Annotated in this window: 12 protein-coding genes; 8 read left to right on the forward strand and 4 right to left on the reverse strand. The window is 66.6% G+C overall.

What is annotated here, in order from left to right; all coding sequences use genetic code 11:
* Nucleotides 1-5: 5 nt before the first annotated feature.
* The 5 genes from ACFOLC_RS05810 (at nt 6) to ACFOLC_RS05830 (ending at nt 4,441) form a co-directional block, all read left to right on the forward strand.
* On the forward strand, nt 6-746 hold the full coding sequence (locus tag ACFOLC_RS05810; RefSeq protein WP_386758282.1) for an SDR family oxidoreductase: 741 nt from the start codon (nt 6-8) through the stop codon (nt 744-746).
* A 10-nt stretch (nt 747-756) separates the two neighbouring features.
* On the forward strand, nt 757-1,383 hold the full coding sequence (locus tag ACFOLC_RS05815; protein ID WP_386758283.1) for a 2-dehydro-3-deoxy-6-phosphogalactonate aldolase: 627 nt from the start codon (nt 757-759) through the stop codon (nt 1,381-1,383).
* A complete protein-coding gene (dgoD, locus tag ACFOLC_RS05820) occupies nt 1,380-2,528 on the forward strand; it encodes a galactonate dehydratase (protein WP_386758284.1) in 1,149 nt (382 codons plus the stop codon). The genes ACFOLC_RS05815 and dgoD overlap by 4 nt, the downstream gene beginning before the upstream one ends.
* Nucleotides 2,529-2,663: 135 nt before the next feature.
* Complete coding sequence (locus ACFOLC_RS05825; RefSeq protein WP_386758285.1) at nt 2,664-3,557, forward strand: SMP-30/gluconolactonase/LRE family protein; 894 nt, start codon at nt 2,664-2,666, stop codon at nt 3,555-3,557.
* A complete protein-coding gene (locus ACFOLC_RS05830) occupies nt 3,554-4,441 on the forward strand; it encodes a 2-dehydro-3-deoxygalactonokinase (RefSeq protein WP_386758286.1) in 888 nt (295 codons plus the stop codon). Before ACFOLC_RS05825 ends, ACFOLC_RS05830 begins: the two co-directional genes overlap by 4 nt.
* 105 nt (nt 4,442-4,546) lie before the next feature.
* Here the strand turns inward: ACFOLC_RS05830 and ACFOLC_RS05835 are convergent, their stop codons facing one another.
* Both ACFOLC_RS05835 and ACFOLC_RS05840 read right to left on the reverse strand, forming a co-directional pair.
* Nucleotides 4,547-6,136: a sodium/sugar symporter gene (locus ACFOLC_RS05835; protein ID WP_386758287.1), complete on the reverse strand. Its 1,590-nt coding sequence runs from the start codon at nt 6,134-6,136 to the stop codon at nt 4,547-4,549.
* Between the two features lie 191 nt (nt 6,137-6,327).
* Nucleotides 6,328-8,901 (reverse strand): glycoside hydrolase family 3 protein, encoded by a 2,574-nt coding sequence (locus ACFOLC_RS05840; protein ID WP_386758549.1) that lies wholly within the window; start codon nt 8,899-8,901, stop codon nt 6,328-6,330.
* A gap of 561 nt (nt 8,902-9,462) precedes the next feature.
* Between ACFOLC_RS05840 and ACFOLC_RS05845 the strand changes: the two genes are divergently transcribed.
* Nucleotides 9,463-10,530: a LacI family DNA-binding transcriptional regulator gene (locus tag ACFOLC_RS05845; protein WP_386758288.1), complete on the forward strand. Its 1,068-nt coding sequence runs from the start codon at nt 9,463-9,465 to the stop codon at nt 10,528-10,530.
* 43 nt (nt 10,531-10,573) lie between these two features.
* On the opposite strand, the gene eda is transcribed toward ACFOLC_RS05845, so the two are convergent.
* Together eda and ACFOLC_RS05855 are read right to left on the reverse strand one after the other, a co-directional pair.
* Nucleotides 10,574-11,212 (reverse strand): bifunctional 4-hydroxy-2-oxoglutarate aldolase/2-dehydro-3-deoxy-phosphogluconate aldolase, encoded by a 639-nt coding sequence (gene eda / locus ACFOLC_RS05850; RefSeq protein ID WP_386758289.1) that lies wholly within the window; start codon nt 11,210-11,212, stop codon nt 10,574-10,576.
* Entirely contained in the window at nt 11,199-12,209 is a 1,011-nt protein-coding gene (locus ACFOLC_RS05855) for a sugar kinase (RefSeq protein ID WP_386758290.1), read from the reverse strand. Before ACFOLC_RS05855 ends, eda begins: the two co-directional genes overlap by 14 nt.
* A gap of 197 nt (nt 12,210-12,406) precedes the next feature.
* On the opposite strand from ACFOLC_RS05855, the gene ACFOLC_RS05860 reads away from it, so the two are divergent.
* A complete protein-coding gene (locus ACFOLC_RS05860; protein ID WP_386758291.1) occupies nt 12,407-15,193 on the forward strand; it encodes a TonB-dependent receptor in 2,787 nt (928 codons plus the stop codon).
* Nucleotides 15,194-15,378: 185 nt separating this feature from the next.
* Nucleotides 15,379-18,489, forward strand: coding sequence for a TonB-dependent receptor (locus tag ACFOLC_RS05865; RefSeq protein ID WP_386758550.1), 3,111 nt, complete (start codon nt 15,379-15,381; stop codon nt 18,487-18,489).
* Nucleotide 18,490 lies beyond the last annotated feature (1 nt).

Raw genomic sequence — 18,490 nt, forward strand, 5'->3', positions numbered from 1 at the left:
CAGCCGTGAGCGGCCGTCTGCAAGGCAAGGTGGCGATCGTCACCGGTGCGGCCAGCGGCATCGGCGCGGCGACGGCGCGGCTGTTCGCCGAGCACGGCGCGACCGTCGCCGGCTTCGACCGCAACGCCCCCACTGCGCCGCATGCCGGCGTCGAATACCTGGTCGCCGATGTCACCGATGGCGCCGCGATCGACGCCGCGGTCGCGCAGGTGCGCGCGCGCCACGGCCGCATCGACGTGCTGGTCAACAATGCCGGCGCCGACGTGTTCGCGCAGCCGCTGCAACTGAGCGACGGCGACTGGCAGCGCTGCCTCGACCTCAACCTCAAGGGCGCCTGGAACCTGGTCCGCGCGGTGCTGCCGTCGATGCTGGACAACGGTGCGGGCAGCATCGTCAACATCGCCTCGGTGCACGGGCACAAGATCATCCCCGGCAGCTTTCCCTACAACGTCGCCAAGCACGGCCTGATCGGGCTGACCCGCGCATTGGGCATCGAGTACGCCGCACGCGGCATCCGTGTCAACTCGATCTCGCCCGGACTGATCCTGGTGCCACGCATCGAGGCCTGGTTCGCCGCGCAACCGGGCATGCGCGAGCAGCAGACCGGACTGTTGCCGTGCAAGCGCATCGGCACGCCGGACGAAGTCGCGCATACCGCGCTGTTCCTCGCCAGCGACGAGGCACGCTTCATCAATGCCACCGACATCCTGATCGATGGCGGCCGTTCGCAGATCTACCACGACTGACAACGCCTCGATGACCTCTACCGCCCTTGCCTTCCACCTGCCGCTGATCGCGATCCTGCGCGGCATCACGCCTGCGGACGTGCTCGATCACGTCGGCGCGCTGGTCGAGGAAGGCTACGACGCGATCGAGATACCGCTGAACTCGCCCGACTGGCAGCGCAGCCTCGCCATCGCGCAGCAAACGTTTGGTACGAGGGCATACCTCGGCGCCGGCACCGTGCTGACGCAGGACGACGCCGACGCGGTCGCCGCACTCGGACTGCGCTTCATCGTCACGCCGAACACCAACCCGGCGCTGATCCGCCATGCCAGCGCACGCGGCCTTGCGGTCATCGCCGGCTTCGCCACGCCGAGCGAGGCGTTCGCCGCGCTCGCCGCGGGCGCGCCGATGCTGAAGTTGTTTCCCGCGGCGACGTTCGGTCCCGGCTACGTGCGCGCGTTGCGCGCGGTGCTGCCGGCGCAGACGCCGTTGTTCGCGGTCGGAGGCATCGCGCCGGCCAGCATCGCCGGCTATCTCGCCTCCGGCTGCAGCGGCGCTGGCCTCGGCGGCGAGTTGTACCGCGCCGGCCAATCCATCGAACAGACGCGAGCCAACGCCCGCGCCTTCAAACAGGCTTACATGGAAGCAATCGAATGAAGATCGCGCGCCTGAGTACTTACCGCGTCGCGCCGCGCTGGTGTTTCCTCAAGATCGAAACCGACGACGGCCTGGTCGGCTGGGGCGAGCCGGTGATCGAAGGCCGCGCGCGCACGGTCGAAACCGCGGTGCACGAGCTGTCGGACTACCTGGTCGGACAGGACCCGTCGCGCATCAACGACCTGTGGCAGACGCTGTACCGTGGCGGTTTCTACCGCGGCGGGCCGATCCTGATGAGCGCGATCGCCGGCATCGACCAGGCGTTGTGGGACATCAAGGGCAAGGCGCTGGGCGTGCCGGTGTACCAGTTGCTCGGCGGCCTGGTGCGCGACCGCATGAAGACCTACCGCTGGGTCGGCGGCGACCGCCCGGCCGAGATCATCGCGCAGATGCAGCGCCACCGCGCCGACGGCTTCGACACGTTCAAGTTCAACGGCACCGAGGAGCTGGGCATCATCGACACGCCGCGCGCGATCGATGCGGCGGTGGCGAAGGTCGCGCAGATCCGCGATGCGTTCGGTTTCGACATCGACTTCGGCATCGACTTCCACGGCCGCGTCAGCGCGCCGATGGCGCGCGTGCTGCTGCGCGAGCTGGAACCGTTCCGGCCGCTGTTCGTCGAGGAGCCGGTGCTGCCCGAGCAGGCCGAGTACTACCCGCGCCTGGCGACGGCCACTTCCATTCCGCTGGCCGCGGGCGAGCGCATGTACTCGCGCTTCGACTTCAAGCCGGTGCTGGCCGCGGGCGGGCTGTCGATCCTGCAGCCGGACCTGTCGCACGCCGGCGGCATCAGCGAATGTTTCAAGATCGCGGCGATGGCCGAGGCCTACGATGTCGCGCTCGCGCCGCATTGCCCGCTCGGGCCGATCGCGCTGGCGGCGTGCCTGCAGCTCGATTTCGTCGCACGCAACGCGGTACTGCAGGAGCAGAGCATCGGCATCCACTACAACGACGGCGCCGACCTGCTCGACTACGTGCTCAACAAGGACGACTTCCGCTGCGTCGACGGCAATATCGCCGCACTGCCGAAACCGGGGCTGGGCGTGGAAATCGACGAGGCGCGCGTGATCGAGGCCAGCCGCAACCCGCCGGACTGGCGCAACCCGCTGTGGCGCCATGCAGACGGCTCGGTGGCGGAGTGGTGAGATGATCCCTCGTCCCGGCTTGGCCGGGACGCGCTTTTTTTGTTCGTCATTCCCGCGAAGGCGGGAATTGAATGCTACGTCCATGGATTCCCGCCTTCGCGGGAATTACGCTGTTTCGAGTCTTCTGGATTGTTCGTGACCACCGCCACCCTCGCCATCGACTCCCGCAACCAGCTCGGCGAAGGCATCCTCTGGTGTGATCGCGCGCGGGCATTGTGGTGGGTCGACATCACCGGCGCGCGGCTGTGGCGGCACCATCCCGGCAGCGGCGACGCGCGCAGCTGGCCGATGCCGCAACCGCTGGCCTGCATCGCGCTGACCGACTCCGGACGCTTGCTGCTGGGTCTGGCGAAAGGCCTGCACCTGACCGACATCGACATGACCACGCCACCGGTCGATGGCTCGACGTTGTCGTTGCAGCCGTTGGCCGAAATCGAAGCCGACAACAGCCACACCCGCCTCAACGACGGTCGCGCCGACCGCTTTGGCGGCTTCGTGTTCGGCACCAAGAACGAACGCGGCGACGCTGCGAAGACCGGCGCCTTTTATCGCTGGCATCCGCAACATGGCCTGCACGCGCTGGCACTGCCCGGGGCGTGGATTCCCAATTCGATCGGCTTCTCGCCTGACGGGCGCACGATGTACTTCTGCGATTCACCCGAACGCCGCATCCTGTACTGCGATTACGACGAACGCGGCGCAGCGTCATCGCCACGATTGTTCGCCACTATCGACGCGCCGGGCGAACCAGACGGTTGCACCGTCGATGCCGAGGGCCATCCGTGGAGCGCGCAGTGGGCGGCGGGGCGCGTCGTGCGTTACCGGCCCGATGGCACCATCGAGCGCATCGTTTCGGTACCGGTGGAAAATCCAAGCTGCTGCGCGCTTGCCGACGATGCGCTCTACATCACCAGCGCGCGCGAGGGCATGAGCGAAGCAGCACTCTCGCAGTCACCGCAGGCCGGGGGTGTTTTCGTCGCCGCACTGGAGCGCGCGTTCGGCCTACCGGAAAGCCGGGTGGCACTGTGATCGCAGTCGACTGGGGCACCACGCGCCTGCGCGCCTACCGGCTCGACGCCGACGGCGCGGTGCTGGAACGGCGTGACGGCGGCGAAGGCGCACTGTCCTGCGCCGGCCGCCACGCGCAGGCGCTCGCCGCACTGATCGCCGGCTGGGACGACGGCGCGATCGTGCTGTGTGGCATGGTCGGCGCGCGCGGCGGCTGGCGGGAAGTGCCCTATGTCGATTGCCCGGCCGATGCGGTGCAACTCGCCGCCGCGCTGCTGCCGCTGCAGGACGAGGACCTGCCTGACCGCAAACTGTGGCTGGTGCCGGGAATGGCCGACCACACGCGCAGCGTGCCCGACGTGATGCGCGGCGAGGAGACGCAGGTGGCCGGACTGCTCGACACGCTCGATGCCGGCGAGCACACGGTCTGTCTGCCCGGCACGCACAGCAAGTGGGTGCGGGTGGAAAGCGGCCGCATCACATCCATCGCCACCGCGATGACCGGCGAACTGTTCGCACTGCTGCGCACGCACAGCACGTTGGGCCGCCTGATGGAATCCGCGCAACACGACCGCTTCGACGCAGCCGCGTTCGACGACGGTCTGGCGCGCAGCGCGCAGCCCGGTGGCTTCAGCCATCACCTGTTCGGCGTGCGCAGCCTGGGGTTGTTCGGCCGCTGGCCGGACGAGGCATTGCCGTCATACCTGTCGGGATTGCTGATCGGGCACGAAGTGCGCGCGTTGGCGGCATCGTCATCCGCGCCGGTGCACCTGCTCGGCGGCGATGCGCTGGTCGATGCGTATGCGCGGGCACTGGCAGCGCTGGGAATCGCCAGCATCCGCCACGCGGAAACACTGGGTGCCACCGGCATGCACCGGCTGGTGCGATTGCGCGGCATCGCCTGACACGTTGTTGAAACGCGCTTCGTGCGCGTTCTTGAATACGCGAGTCCGGCATTGCCCGGACTCGCCCACGCGTCCCACGCCGTGCGCGGGACGCAACGCGATCGGTCACCAGTACGCCGCGTACAACGCCACCAGAATCGCGACCACACCCAGTGCACCGATATTGAAGCCCAGCGGCGTGCGGTAACTGACATCGTCGACGCGGATCAGGTCACTGCCTTCCTTCTGCTTCGGCGTGGCCAGCGACACGATCACCGCCAACGCCAGCGCCAGCAGGAACACCAGGCCGACGCGGTCGATGAACGGCAGCGCCGGCCAGGCCAGCTTCAGCACCACCGACAGCGCGAACGAGCCGATCGCCGCGGCCAGCGCGCCGGCCTCGTTGGCGCGCTTCCAGAACAGACCGAGCACGAAGATCACCACGATGCCCGGGGTGAAGAAGCCGGTGTACTCCTGGATGTACTGGAAGGCCTGGTCGAAGCTGCCCAGCAGCGGCCGCGCCGTCAGGATCGCCAGTACCACCGCCACCGCCGCGGCGATGCGGCCGACACGGACCAGCTTGACCTGCTCCTGCTCGTGGTCGCCGTTCGCGCTCGCCTTGCGGCTACCGTGCTTGGCGTAGAAGTCCAGGGTGAAGATGGTCGCGATCGAATTGATCTTCGATGCCAGCGAGGCCACGATCGCCGCCACCAGCGCCGCGAACACCAGGCCCAGCACGCCGCTGGGCAGCAGCGCCATCATCGTCGGATACGCCTGGTCGGGCTTGGTCAGGTCCGGTGCCAGCATCACTGCGGCGATGCCAGGCACCACCACCACCAGCGGCATCAGCAGCTTCAGGAACGCGGCAAACAGCACGCCCTTCTGCGCCTCGCCCAGGTCCTTGGCGGCGAGCGCACGCTGGATGATGTACTGGTTGAAGCCCCAGTAACTGACATTCATGATCCACATGCCGCCGATCAGCACGCTGATGCCGGGCAAGTCCTTGTAGAAGGGATTGTCGCGGCTCAGGATCATGTCGAAGTGCTCCGGGTGCGCCGCGAGCAGCTTGTGGTAGCCGGCAACCACGCTGCCATCGCCGACCTGTGACAACGTCAGCCAGCTCACCAGCAATCCGCCGAGCACCAGCAGCGTAACCTGCACGATGTCGGTCAGCGCTACCGCCTTCAGCCCGCCGTACAACTGGTAGGCCAGGGCGAACGCGCCCAGCAGTGCCAGCGCCAGCATCTGGTCGATGCCGGTGACCTGGCTGACCGCAATCGAGCCCAGCCACAGGATCGATGTCAGGTTGACGAACACATACAGGCCCAGCCAGAACACCGCCATCAGGGTGCGGATGCCGGTGCCGTACCGTTGCTCCAGGAACTGCGGCATCGTGTAGATGCCATTGCGCAGGAAGATCGGCAGGAAGAACTTGCCGACGATCAGCAAGGTGGCCGCGGCCATCCATTCGTAGGAGGCAATCGCCAGGCCGATCGCGTAGCCCGAACCGGACATGCCGATGATCTGCTCGGCGGAGATGTTGGCCGCGATCAGCGAGGCGCCGATCGCCCACCACGGCAGCGACTTGCTGGCGAGGAAGTAGTCGCTGGCGGATTTCTTGTGGCCTTCCTTCTCGCGCGACACCCATTGCGCGAGCGCGAAGATGCCGATCAGGTAGACCAGCAGGATCGCCAGATCCAGAGTCGAAAGCTTCAAAGCATCATCTCCCCATTTGTCCTGGAGCTCCCTGTTTGCGGGGCCCCTGTTTTTTGTTCGTCATCCCCGCGAAGGCGGGGATCCGATGTTTTGACCGGCCGGAACGAAAGTCGCCGCCTCCCCGTCTGGCTCAAGGCCAACCTGCCTTGAGCCTGCTGAAGGGTCGGGATGACGGCGACGCAAGCGCTCCGTCACTTCGTGGTCCTGCACTCCAGCGTCCGCTCCGCCTGCCCCTGCTCCGCCAGCGCGATGCGCGAGAACGACAGCTGCAGCGGCACCGCGGTTTCGATCGTCAACAGGCTCGACAACTTCGACAGGTCCGCGCCGGCCACCGCGAAGCACTTCAACGGCACCCCGAGCGTGGTCCACTGCCCCACCGGCAGCGACGCCAGCGTCGCGCGCAGCGGCAAGGTGGCGCCGCACTTTTCGCCACAGGCGACGCCCATCGCCACGTCGCCCTTAGGCGCCGCGTCCACGCGCACCGTGAGCACGAGCTGCACGTCGCCGTTGGCCTCGCGGGTCAGGTCCTTGGGCGCGTCGGCGATCAACGACACGCTCGCGGCCGTGGTCCCGGACCAGGTCACCCGCCGCGCGTCTTCCTGGCGCTGGTGGTCGACCGCAGTCACCTTGATGCTGTCGTCGTACAGCGCGACCGGCAGCGTGGCGACCTTGGCGCCATGATGGGTCGCGTTCTCCAGCTTCATGGTCAGGTCCGGTGCGAGCATGCCGAGCGCGTAGAACACGCCCGGCTGTGCCTGCGCGAGCGACACGCCAGCCTCTTCCGACAGCGGCTTGAGGTCGCCGTTGCCGGCGTAGGTCAGGCCGTGGCCATAGGCGAACTGCGGGTTGTAGTCCTTCTGGCCGACGTTGTTCGCGTACTGGTCGGCGCGGCGCGGCCAGGAGAAGCTGAGCTTTCCCTTGAAGTCGTAATGCACACCGCCATCGGGCTTGCGCAGCAGCACGTCGGCGATGCCGCCGCCTTCGCTGCCCGGCAGCCACGCGGCGACGAACGCATCGGAGGCGTTGATCTCGCGGTTCACCCACAGCGGGCGGCCGCTGAGGAACACCGTCACCACCGGGATACCCTCGGCCTTCAGCTTCCTGATCAGTTGCAGGTCGCTGTCATCGCCGGGCTTGTACAGCAGCGTCGGGATGTCGCCCTGGAATTCGGCATACGGGTTCTCGCCGATCACGACGATGGCGGCGTCGGGTTTGGTTTCATACGCACCATCGATCGCGAGTTCCGCACTGCCGCCGCCGGCCTGCACCGTTTTCTGCAGGCCTTCCCAGATCGTCTCGCCGTTCGGGAAATCGGCACGGGTGGTGCCAGTGCCCTGCCAGTTCAGTGTCCAGCCGCCGCTCTGCTTGGCCATGCTGTCGGCGCCGTCGCCGGCGACGAGGATCTTCTTTTTCGCATCCAGCGGTAGTACACCGCGCTGGTTCTTCAGCAGCACCAGCGACTCACGCACCGACTGGCGCGCGATGGCGCGGTGTTCGGGCGCGCCGAGCAACTCGAACTTGCCACCAAGCTCGCGCTGGGACGGCTTGCCGGCGTCGAACAGGCCCAACCGGAACTTCACCCGCAACACGCGCCGCACCGCATCGTCGAGCCGCGCCATCGGGATCGTGCCGGCCTTCACCGCGGCCAGCGTGCTCTCGTAGAACGGCTTCCAGCTGTCGGGCGCCATCATCATGTCGATGCCGGCGTTCACCGCGGCGGGGCACTGCGTGTTGTCGCAGCCTTCGACCTGGCCGTGCGCGTTCCAGTCGGTGACGACGAAGCCGCCGAAGTTCATGCGCCCCTTCAGCACACCGGTGACCAGCGGCTTGTGACCGGCGATCTTGACGCCCTGGTAGCTGCTGAAGGAAGTCATCACCGCCTGCGCACCGGCCGCGATCGACGGCGGATAGCCGGCGTTGTGCACGTCGCGCAGCACCTCCTCGCTGACCTGGGCATCGCCCTGGTCCTTGCCGTTGGTCGTGCCGCCGTCGCCGAGGTAATGCTTGACCGACGAGATCACGTGCGCGCCGTCGAGGAACTCGCGGCTGCCGACCTTGCCCTGCAGGCCTTCGACCATCGCGCCGGCATAGCTGGCGACCAGCTTCGGATCTTCCGAATAACCCTCGTAGCTGCGGCCCCAGCGATCGTCCTGCGGCACCGCGACGGTCGGCGCGAAGGTCCACTCCATGCCGGTGGTGCGCGTCTCGATCGCGGTGACGCGGCCGATCTGCCGGATCAGTTCCGGGTTGCGCGCCGCGCCCAGGCCGACGTTGTGCGGGAACACCGTCGCGCCGACCACGTTGCTCTGCCCGTGCACGGCGTCGATGCCGTACAGGATCGGGATCGCCTTGCCACCGCCAGAGGTGTCCATCGACGCATCAAAGAACGCATCGGACTGCGCCAGCCACTGCGCCGGCGTCGCGTTGTACTTGCCGCCGGGATCGGAACTGCCGCCGGCGAGCACCGAGCCGAGCCGGTACTTGCGCACGTCCTCCGGCGTCAGGCTGGCGGTGTCGCCCTGGATGGTCTGGCCGACTTTTTCCTCGACGGTCATCGTCTTGAGCAGCGCGTCGATGCGTTTTTCCAGCGCCGCGTCAGCCGGCAGCGGCCACTTCGGCGCGGGCCAGCGGTCGGGGTGGATCGTGCCGCCGGGCGGTGTATCCGCGGCGCCGCTGTACCCGGCGATCGAGCCCAGCGCCAATGCGCAGGCCAGGACGAGTCCGCGACGGCGGACCAGGGCAGAGCGTGAGGGCTTCGTTGCGATGTTCAAGCCAGACTCCCGAAAAAAATCGACCCGGCGCCCAGCACCGGATCGCGTCGATGACTGCACCCGGCCGGCACGGTTGCCGTCGGGCGCCACATTTCATAAAGCGATCGCCTTCGTAACGGGCGTCACCAGTGCCGGTCGCGGATGGCCACGTTGCCACGCCCTGCCAACCGGGCCTCGCCCCGTGGATCAGTCGTACCAGCCCCTGCCACCGAGCGAGGCTGCGCGAAGAATGACAGCGCTGTCAACAGCAATGACAGCGCTGACATCCCAGATTATGCTGCAGCTGAAAACACAGCCATTATGTTGCAGTGCAATAGCTGCAGTGCAGCATAATTTCAGCCCAGCCTTGAGGAACGACATGTCACAGGCGCGCAGGAAACGGAGCGTCGGCGTGGCACCACCGGTTGGCTTACCGCCGCTTACCTTGCGCGCTCATTCGTCGTCGATTCCAAGATGTTCCCGCCGGCTGGCTGGCGACGCGCGCATGCCGGCCGACTGGCGGAGTCGACGACACAATCGGCCTGACGCCTGTCGACGTAACGCAGAGCTGCCTCGATGACACATCGACTCAAGCCTGCGGTAGTGGTCGCACCGGCCAGCGCGGACGGCGTGCGCGCCGCGCGGATGGAGGATGTCGCCGCCGCTGCCGGCGTTTCGATGAAGACCGTCTCGCGCGTGTTCAACCGCGAACCGAACGTGCGCGAGGCCACGCGCTCGCGCGTCGAGCAGATTGCGCGCCAGCTCAACTACCAGCCCAACACTTCGGCGCGCAGCCTCGCGGCCAATCGTTCGTACCTGGTCGCGCTGCTGTATGACAACCCGTCGTCGAACTACGTCATGGAAGTGATCGACGGCGTGCTCGATGCCTGCCGCAATGCGCACTACAACCTGATGCTGCGACCCATCGACTACACCGGCGCCGGCCACGTCGAGGCGGTGGCGGAACTGGTCGCGCAGTACCGGCCCGACGGCCTCGTGCTGACGCCGCCGCTGACCGACGACCGCGCTCTGCTGGAACGCCTGCAGCGACTGGGCGTGCGCCACGCCAGCCTTTCCGCCCGCCCCGGCAACGCCCAGCTCGGTGCGAGCTTGAACGAGCGCCGCGCCGCGGCGGAAATGCTGGAGCACGTGGTCGCACTCGGACACCGCCGCATCGGCCACATCACCGGCCACCGCGACCACGGCGCACGCGCGTGGCGCCTGGCCGGCTATCGCGACGGCCTGCGTCGCGCCGGGATCGAGTTCGATCCGGCGCTGGTGATCGAGGGCGAGCACACCTTCCACTCCGGCGTCGAAGGTGCGCGCCGGCTGTTGGGCCTGGCCGATCCACCGACCGCGCTCTTCGCCGCCAACGACGACATGGCCGCCGGCGTGATCTACGAGGCCTGCGAACGCGGCCTGCGCATCCCCGACGACCTGTCGGTGCTCGGCTTTGACGACACGCCGCTGTCGCAGCAGATCTGGCCCGGCCTGACCACCGTGCGTCAGCCCAGCCGCGACATGGGCCGCATCGCCGCCGAGCAGTTGCTGCTGGAGATCCGCGGCACCGGCACCGGACAGGTCGTGCAGGTGCCCTACCAGCTGCAGCTGCGGCGCTCGCTGGGTCCGGCCCGACAGCCTTGAAGCCGAGGCGCCGGGCGACCGGCGCGCCTGCGGTTCGCCTCGGTCAGCCCGCGCCCAGCGTCGCGACCGCCTCGCGCGCCAGCGTTTCGATCCGCCCCCAGTCGCCCTGCGCAAGCGCATCGGCCGGCGTCAGCCACGAACCGCCGAGGCAGGCGACGTTCGGCTGGCGCAGATAGTCGCGCGCACGCGTGGCATCGATGCCGCCGGTCGGACAGAACCGCACCTGCGCGAACGGCCCGCGCCAGGCCGACAACAGTGCCAGCGCGTTGATCGGCTCGGCCGGGAACAGCTTCAGCAGTCGGTAGCCCGCCGCCAACGCCGCCATCACCTCGCTGCCAGTGGCGACGCCGGGCAGATAGGCCAGCGCGGCGTCGCGCCCGGCCTGCAGCAGCTCCGGTGTGCAGCCAGGCGACACCGCGAACGTGGCGCCGGCGTGCTGCACCGCGCGCAGTTGTTCGGCGTCGAGCACGGTACCGGCGCCCACGGCGATGTCCGGCACCGCCTCGGCGATCGCCGCAATCGCAGCCAATGCCACCGGCGTGCGCAGCGTCACCTCGATCGCGCCGATGCCGCCTCGTCGCAGTGCCGTCGCCACCGCCACCGCTTCGGCGACGCTGGCCGGCGTGTACACCGGCACGATGCGCTCACCGTCCAGCACGACCTGCGCGTCAACGACGGACATGGAAACCGGCCTGGGCGACGAAAGCGTCGATGTCGGCGCCGCCGACCAGGTTGAAGTCGCCGGGCAGCGAGTGCTTCAGGCAGGCCGCGCCGAGGCCGAAATGCAGCGCGTCCGCCGGCGTCATCGTCGTCAGCAGGCCGTGCAACACGCCGGCGGCGAAGGCATCGCCGGTGCCGATGCGGTCGACGATGGCCGTGAGTTCGTAACTGGGTGCGCGTTCGCGCCCGCCATCGCGCGCCAGCAGCACCGCCGACAGCGTGTGCCGGTCGACGCTGTGCTGGCTGCGCAGCGTGCTGGCCAACCAGCGCAGGTGCGGGAACGCCGCGAACGCATGCCGCGCCGCCTCCGCCACCGCGTCCTCGCCTTCGGCGGCGATGTCGATACCCAGCGTCACCGCGATGTCGCGGTGATCGGCGAACAGCAGGTCGGCCTCGGCAAAAATCTCACGCAGGATCGTCGCGGCGTCACCGTTCCAGGCCTGCCACAACTTGCCGCGGAAATTGCCGTCGAACGACACCGCCGCGCCGCGCCGGCGCGCGGCGCGGGCCGCGGCGAGCGTCGCCTGCGCGGTCGCCGCGCCCAGCGCCGGGCTGACGCCGGACAGGTGCAACCAGGTCGCGCCGTCGAGCAGCGCATCCCAGTCGTAGTCGGCGTGGCGGACGAAGGCCGAATCGGCGCGGTCGTACAGCACTTCACTCGGCCGCTGCAGCGCGCCGTGGGCGAGGAAGTACAGGCCCATGCGGCCGTCGCGCGCGCGCACGTCGCGGCTGTCGACGCCCCAGCGGCGCAGTTCGGCCACCGCCGCCTCGCCGAGGGCGTTGTCGGCCACCGTGCCGACCATTGCCGCGTCGTGGCCCAGCCGCGCCAGTGACACGGCGACATTGGCCTCGGCACCGCCGATGTGCACCTCCAGTTGCGGCGTCTGCAGCAGACGCTCGCGCCCCGGCGCCGACAGGCGCAGCAGCAGCTCCCCGAAACACACGACCCGTTGTTTCACAGCCCCTCCCGAGTGATGTAACCGTCCGGCAGCATGGCGGACGGACCGCTCATGCTGCGCCGCAGCATGCGGCCAGCGAAACCTTTTGCTAGGTTTTGGCCATCGGTGTCATTGCCGACGCAGGACCACCATAGCAAGCACTACCATCGAGTCAATACGCAGATTTAAAGCTGTTCAGATCATCGGGAGGGGAACCCATGCAGTTGCAGCACCTTGCGAAAAAGACACCGGTTACCTTGCTGGCCGCCGCCATCGGCGTGGCCTTGCACATGGCGGCCGCGCCAGTTCTGGCACAGGACGCAAACGCCGGTACTGGCGCCGCCACACCGACGGAAAGCAGTCAGGATGCCACCAACCTTGATGCTGTCACCGTCACCGGCTTCCGTGGCAGCCTGGAGCGGGCACTGGACGTGAAACGCAGCGAGACCGGGGTGGTCGACGCGATCGTCGCCGAGGACATCGCCGACTTTCCCGACCTCAACCTGGCCGAGTCGCTGCAGCGCATCCCGGGCGTGTCGATCGCCCGCGACGCAGGCGAGGGCCGGCAGATCTCGGTACGCGGCCTCAGCCCGGATTTCACCCGCGTGCGCATCAACGGCATGGAGGCACTGACCACCACCGGCGGCACCGATAGCTCCGGCGGCGCCAACCGCGGTCGCGGCTTCGACTTCAACGTCTTCGCCTCGGAGTTGTTCAACAGCATCAAGGTTCGCAAGACCGCCTCGGCCGAGATCGAGGAAGGCTCGCTCGGCGCCACCGTCGACCTGCAGACCGCGCGCCCGTTCGACTACGCCGGCTTCACCTTCGTCACCGGCGCACAGTTGGGCTACAACGACCTGGCTGGCGATCTCGACCCGCGCGCGACCATGCTGATCAGCAACACCTGGGCGGACAACAAGTTCGGTGCCTTGATGTCGGTGGCCTACACCAAGCGCCGCCTGCTCGAGGAAGGCCACAGCACCGTGCGCTGGGCCAACGGCACCAGCAGCGGTGGCTTCTCCGGCACGCCGCCCGTCGAAAGCAGCAGCGTGTTCCATCCGCGCATCCCTCGCTATGGCGTGCTCGAGCACGAGCAGGAGCGCCTGGGCGTCACCGCCTCGCTGCAGTTCGACCCCAGCGACCGCACGTCGATGGGCCTGGACCTTATGTACGCCGACCTCGACGCCACGCGCGGCGAGAACTTCCTCAACGGGCTGTCCTTCAGCCGCACCGGCTCCGGCAAACCGCAGACGCAGGTACTCGAGAGCGAGGTCGACGGCCGCGGCAACATGGTGTACGGCCGCTTCAACAATGTCGACGTGCGCTCGGAAGCGCGCTACGACGAGCTGGAAACCAAGTTCACCCAGTACAGCTTCTACGTCGACCACGACCTCACCGATGCGTTCAAGCTCAACGCCCAGTTTGGCCAGGCCAAGTCCGAGTTTGAGAACCCGATCCAGACCACGATCACCATCGACCGCCTCAACGCACAGGACTACAGCTACGACTACCGCGGCAATGACCGCCTGCCGGTGATCGACAACGGCTTCGACGTCAACGACCCATCGCAGTGGGCCTTCATCGACGGCACGTCCGAGATCCGCCTGCGCCCCCAGTTCGCCGAGAACACCATCGACACCGGCCAGGTCGGCTTCGCCTGGAGCCTGAGCGACGGCTTCACCCTCAAGGGTGGCGGCCAGTTCAAGGAGTACACGTTCAACACGCGCGAGGAGCGTCGCGCCTCGGAGCTGGTGGTACCGCCCCTGCCACCTGGCACGACTCTGGCCGATCTGACCCGGCAGATCGGGCTGGAGGACATCAGCGTCGGCGCCGGCAATGACTCGACCTGGCTGATCCCGGACATCGACGCATTCAACCGCATCTTCAACATCTACGGCGACAGCGGCATCTTCGCCGTCAGCGATCAGGTGCCTGGCGTCCTGGGCAACAACCGCAGCGTCACCGAGCGTGACCAGGGCTTCTGGCTGCAGGGTGACTTCTCCACCCAGATCGGCACGCTGCCGTTGAGCGGCAACTTTGGCGTGCGCCAGGTCGATACGACGCAGACCTCCACCGGTTACGCCATCGTCGGCGGTGCGCCGGTGCTGACCACGGTCAAGCGCAGCTATGACGACACCCTGCCTTCGTTCAACCTGGTCGCCGATGTCACGCCGGACTTCCTGGTCCGCTTCGCCGCGGCCAAGGTGATGGCGCGTCCGGGCTTAGGCAACCTGACACCCGGCGTGACCGTCAACGTCAGTGGCGGTGCGCGCACGGTCAACGGCGGCAATCCGCTGCTGGAGCCGTTCCGGGCCAAGACCGTCGACCTGAGCTTCGAGTGGTACTTCACCGACGAGGCGTTGCTCGGCCTGGGACTGTTCTACAAGGACATCGACAGCTTCGTGCAGACCTCGCGCGAGACGCGTCCGTACTACACCTCCGGTCTGCCCGACAGCCTGCTGATCGGCACGGGCGCCTCACCGATGGACGACTTCCAGTTCAACATCCCGGTCAACACCCCCGGCGGCGAACTGACTGGCCTGGAACTGAGCTACCAGCAGCCTTTCACCTTCCTGCCCGGGCTCTGGAGTGACTTCGGCGTGCAGCTCAACTACACGTATGTCGATTCGCAGATCCAGTACGTGACCTCCTCCGGTGCAAGTTCGCTCAAGACCGACCTGACCGGCCTGTCCAAGAATGCCTACAACGCCACGCTCTACTACGAAGGCGACAGGTTCAGCGCGCGCGTGTCGGCCGCCTACCGCGACGACTACCTGACCACCGTGCCAGGACGCAATGACAACGACGTGGAAGGCACGGAGGCCACCACCACCATCGACATGTCGATGTCGTACAAGGTAAACGAGCACTTCGAGCTGACCCTGGAAGGACTGAACCTGACCGACGAATTCCAGGACCAGTGGGTGGACTCGATCGGCGACCGCGCCTCGGTCTACCACCACACCGGGCGCCAGTACTTCCTCGGCGCGCGCTACAAGTTCTGACCCTCGGCCGCGCGCGGTCGGGCACGGTGACGTGTCTGGCCGCCGCGGCTTTTTTTGTTTCCATACCAGCCCCGCCGGAAACCACGACAAATCGGCATCTTGGGAGAGGAGATTTGAACATGTGCAGCTTGCGGCGGACGACGCCGATCACCGTATTGGCCGCCTCGATCGGCCTGGCCTTGCAGATGGCAGCGTTGCCCGTGCTGGCGCAGTCAGCGACGGCCGCGACCGATGGCGGCAACGACACCGCCAATGCCGCTACCGCCACCGACCTCGACAAGGTCACCGTCACTGGTTTCCGCGCCAGTCTGCAGAAGTCGCTCGACGAGAAGCGCTACAGCGTCGAACAAATCGATGCGATCTACGCCGAGGACATCGGCAAGTTTCCCGACCAGAACCTGGCCGAGTCACTGCAGCGCATTGCCGGTGTATCGATCGATCGTGAGGGCGGCGAAGGCCAGAAGATTTCGATCCGGGGCCTGGGCTCGGACTTCACAAGGGTCCGCATCAACCAGTTGGAGGCGCTGTCCACCGCCGGCACCGGCACCGCCGGCGTCAACCGCAGCCGCGGTTTCGACTTCAACACCTTCGCCTCTGAATTGTTCAGCGAGGTCAAGGTCAACAAGAGCCAGTCGGCGCAGATGGACGAAGGCTCGCTGGGTTCGACTGTCGACCTGCGCAGTGCGCGCCCGTTCGATTTCGACAGCTTCCAGGCCTCGGCCAGTGCCCAGATCGGTTACAACGAACTTTCAGAAAAATACGACCCGCGCGTGTCAGGACTGATCAGCAACAGTTGGGCCGACGGCCGCTTCGGCGCCCTGCTGTCGGCCGCCTACAGCAAGCGACATATCTTCGAGGAAGGCTACAACCCGGTGCGCTGGGAGCACGGCAACTATCGCAACTCCAACCAGAGCAACGCCAACAACAACGGCACATACGGCTTCTGCAGCCCGGTCGGCTACGACCCGCAGACGCCGCGCAACCCTACTTCGGGTGAGATCAGCAACGCCAGTAGCAACAACGGCTGGGGTACCTACGGCATCGACGCCAACAACTGCGGTACCGACCTGGCGCGCCCGGCCAACACGCCGGAGAACATCGCCGCCTACGAGACCGCGACCAACGCCTGGCTTCCGCGCTATCCGCGCTACATCCGCACCGAGCACGAAATCGAACGCCTGGGTGTAACGGCGGCGCTGCAATTCAAGGTGTCCGACGACACTCTGCTCAGCTTTGACGGCATGTACTCCAAGCTCGACAAGAATCTCCGCGAGGACTCCCTCGGCGCCAACCTGCACCGCGCCGCGAACCTGGGCGGCAAGACCCAGATCGTCGTGCGCGAAGCGCAGGTCGACAACCGCAACCGTTTGACCTATGGCGTGTTCGACAACGTCGACTTCCGCACGGAGTCGACCGCGATCGAGGAGAGCACCGAGTTCAAGCAGTTCACCCTCAACCTGGGACACCGTTTCAACGACGACGTGCGACTGGATGCGCTGGTGGGCCACTCCTCATCGGATTACGAGCGCCCGACGTTCTCGCTGGTCAGCTTCGACAATTCCAATATCGACGGATTCGCCATCAACCTGCGCAACGGCGGGATACCAGGCATGACCCTGCCGTTCAACACCAGCGATCCAGCCGCTTGGTCGTGGCTGGGCTACGGCAACGCGCCGGTCAACTCCAACGGCACCGCGCGCGGCGGCAACATCAGCGAGGTGCGGTTGAATCCGTCCTACGTCAGCAACACCTTCGACACCGCCAAGCTCGACGTGCAGTTCATCCTTACCCCGACCTTCACCTTCCGTAGCGGCCTGGCTTACAAGGACTACGACATGAGCACGGAAGAGTACCGGCACATCAGCTACGGCCGCCTGGCGCAGGCGTTACCGGGTGGGGTGTCCGTGGCCGACATGAGCACCACGCTGTCCGGCTTTGGTCGCGGCCTCGACGACAACCTGCCGAGCAGTTGGCTGATTCCGGACTTCGACAAGATATCGCAGCTGCTCGACATCAACTGCAACTGCGACACCGGCGTGCGCGGCGGCGATTACCGCCTGGCCAGCATCGGCCACTTCGGTGCGTCCAACAACAACTTCGACGTCAACGAGAAAAGCCTGGGCACCTACTTCCAGTTGGACTTCAACACCGACCTGCTCGACCGCGCCTTCCGCGGCAATGTCGGCGTGCGCCTGGTCAACACCCAGATCACCGCATCCGGCTACGCGCCGTGCACGGCCAGCAATCCGGATGGCATGTCGAGCGATTGCGAGGCGTTCTTCGGCGTCGCCAGCGCCACCGCCGACCCCGGCGAGCGTTATCTGGTCAGCAGCGTCGTCACTCACGACTACGACGACGTGCTGCCGGCTCTGAACATGGCCTGGGACGTAGCGGAGAACGTGGTGTTGCGTTTTGGCGCGGCCAAGACCATGGCGCGGCCGACCCTGACCTACCTCTCGCCCAGCGTCAGCGGAGGACCAACCAGCTATGCCGACGATGACCGAACCTATTCGATCAACCTCGGCAACCCGCAGCTTGATCCATTTCGCTCGACCAATTACGACCTCAGCGCGGAGTGGTACTTCCAGGAAGGCGCATTGTTGTCGGCGGCGGTGTTCTACAAGGACATCGACAGCTACATCCAGCGCACGCGCCTGCTGACCACGTGGGAGGACATGGGCTATTCGCTTGACATGCTGCCGGCCGGCTTTACCGCCGACACGTTGTTCAACGTGCAAAGTTACTTCAATACCCCGGGCGGACCGCTCAAGGGTTACGAGCTGGCCTACCAGCAGCCGTTCACCTTCCTGCCGGGGGTCTGGAGCAACTTCGGCATGCAGCTGAACTACACCCATGTCGATTCGACGATCAAGTACATGTTCAGCTCGGCTACCAACGGCAACACCACGGTAGTCACCGAGTTCACCGAGAACCAGTTGGTCAACCTGTCGCCGAACTCCTACAACGCAACCCTCTACTACGACGACAACACCTTCAGCGCCCGCATCTCGACCAGCTACCGCGATGGCTACATCAACGAGGTGCTGAGCCAGGAAAGCGTCTGGGACCTGGACGGCAACGAGATGGCCACCGCCAACGTGACCGGCAAGTACAGCGTCCGCAACGTCGACTTCAACATGTCCTACCGGGTCAACGATTCCCTGACCCTGACCATGGAAGCGATCAATCTGCTCGACACCGAAGACAGCCGCTACGTCGATTCGGCACTGTCGATGCAGGACCGGTACACCCACACCGGCCGCCAGTACTACGTCGGCGCGCGCTTCACGTTCTGAT

Source organism: Lysobacter cavernae, assembly GCF_042648505.1.
GTDB classification, from domain to species: Bacteria; Pseudomonadota; Gammaproteobacteria; order Xanthomonadales; family Xanthomonadaceae; genus Lysobacter_L; species Lysobacter_L cavernae.

Coding starts and splice junctions, on each gene's coding strand:
- ACFOLC_RS05815 (WP_386758283.1), top strand. CDS start 757: ATGACCTCTACCGCCCTTGCCTTCCACCTGCCGCTGATCGCGATCCTG.
- dgoD (WP_386758284.1), top strand. CDS start 1,380: ATGAAGATCGCGCGCCTGAGTACTTACCGCGTCGCGCCGCGCTGGTGT.
- ACFOLC_RS05845 (WP_386758288.1), top strand. CDS start 9,463: ATGACACATCGACTCAAGCCTGCGGTAGTGGTCGCACCGGCCAGCGCG.
- eda (WP_386758289.1), bottom strand. CDS start 11,212: ATGTCCGTCGTTGACGCGCAGGTCGTGCTGGACGGTGAGCGCATCGTG.
- ACFOLC_RS05860 (WP_386758291.1), top strand. CDS start 12,407: ATGCAGTTGCAGCACCTTGCGAAAAAGACACCGGTTACCTTGCTGGCC.
- ACFOLC_RS05865 (WP_386758550.1), top strand. CDS start 15,379: ATGGCAGCGTTGCCCGTGCTGGCGCAGTCAGCGACGGCCGCGACCGAT.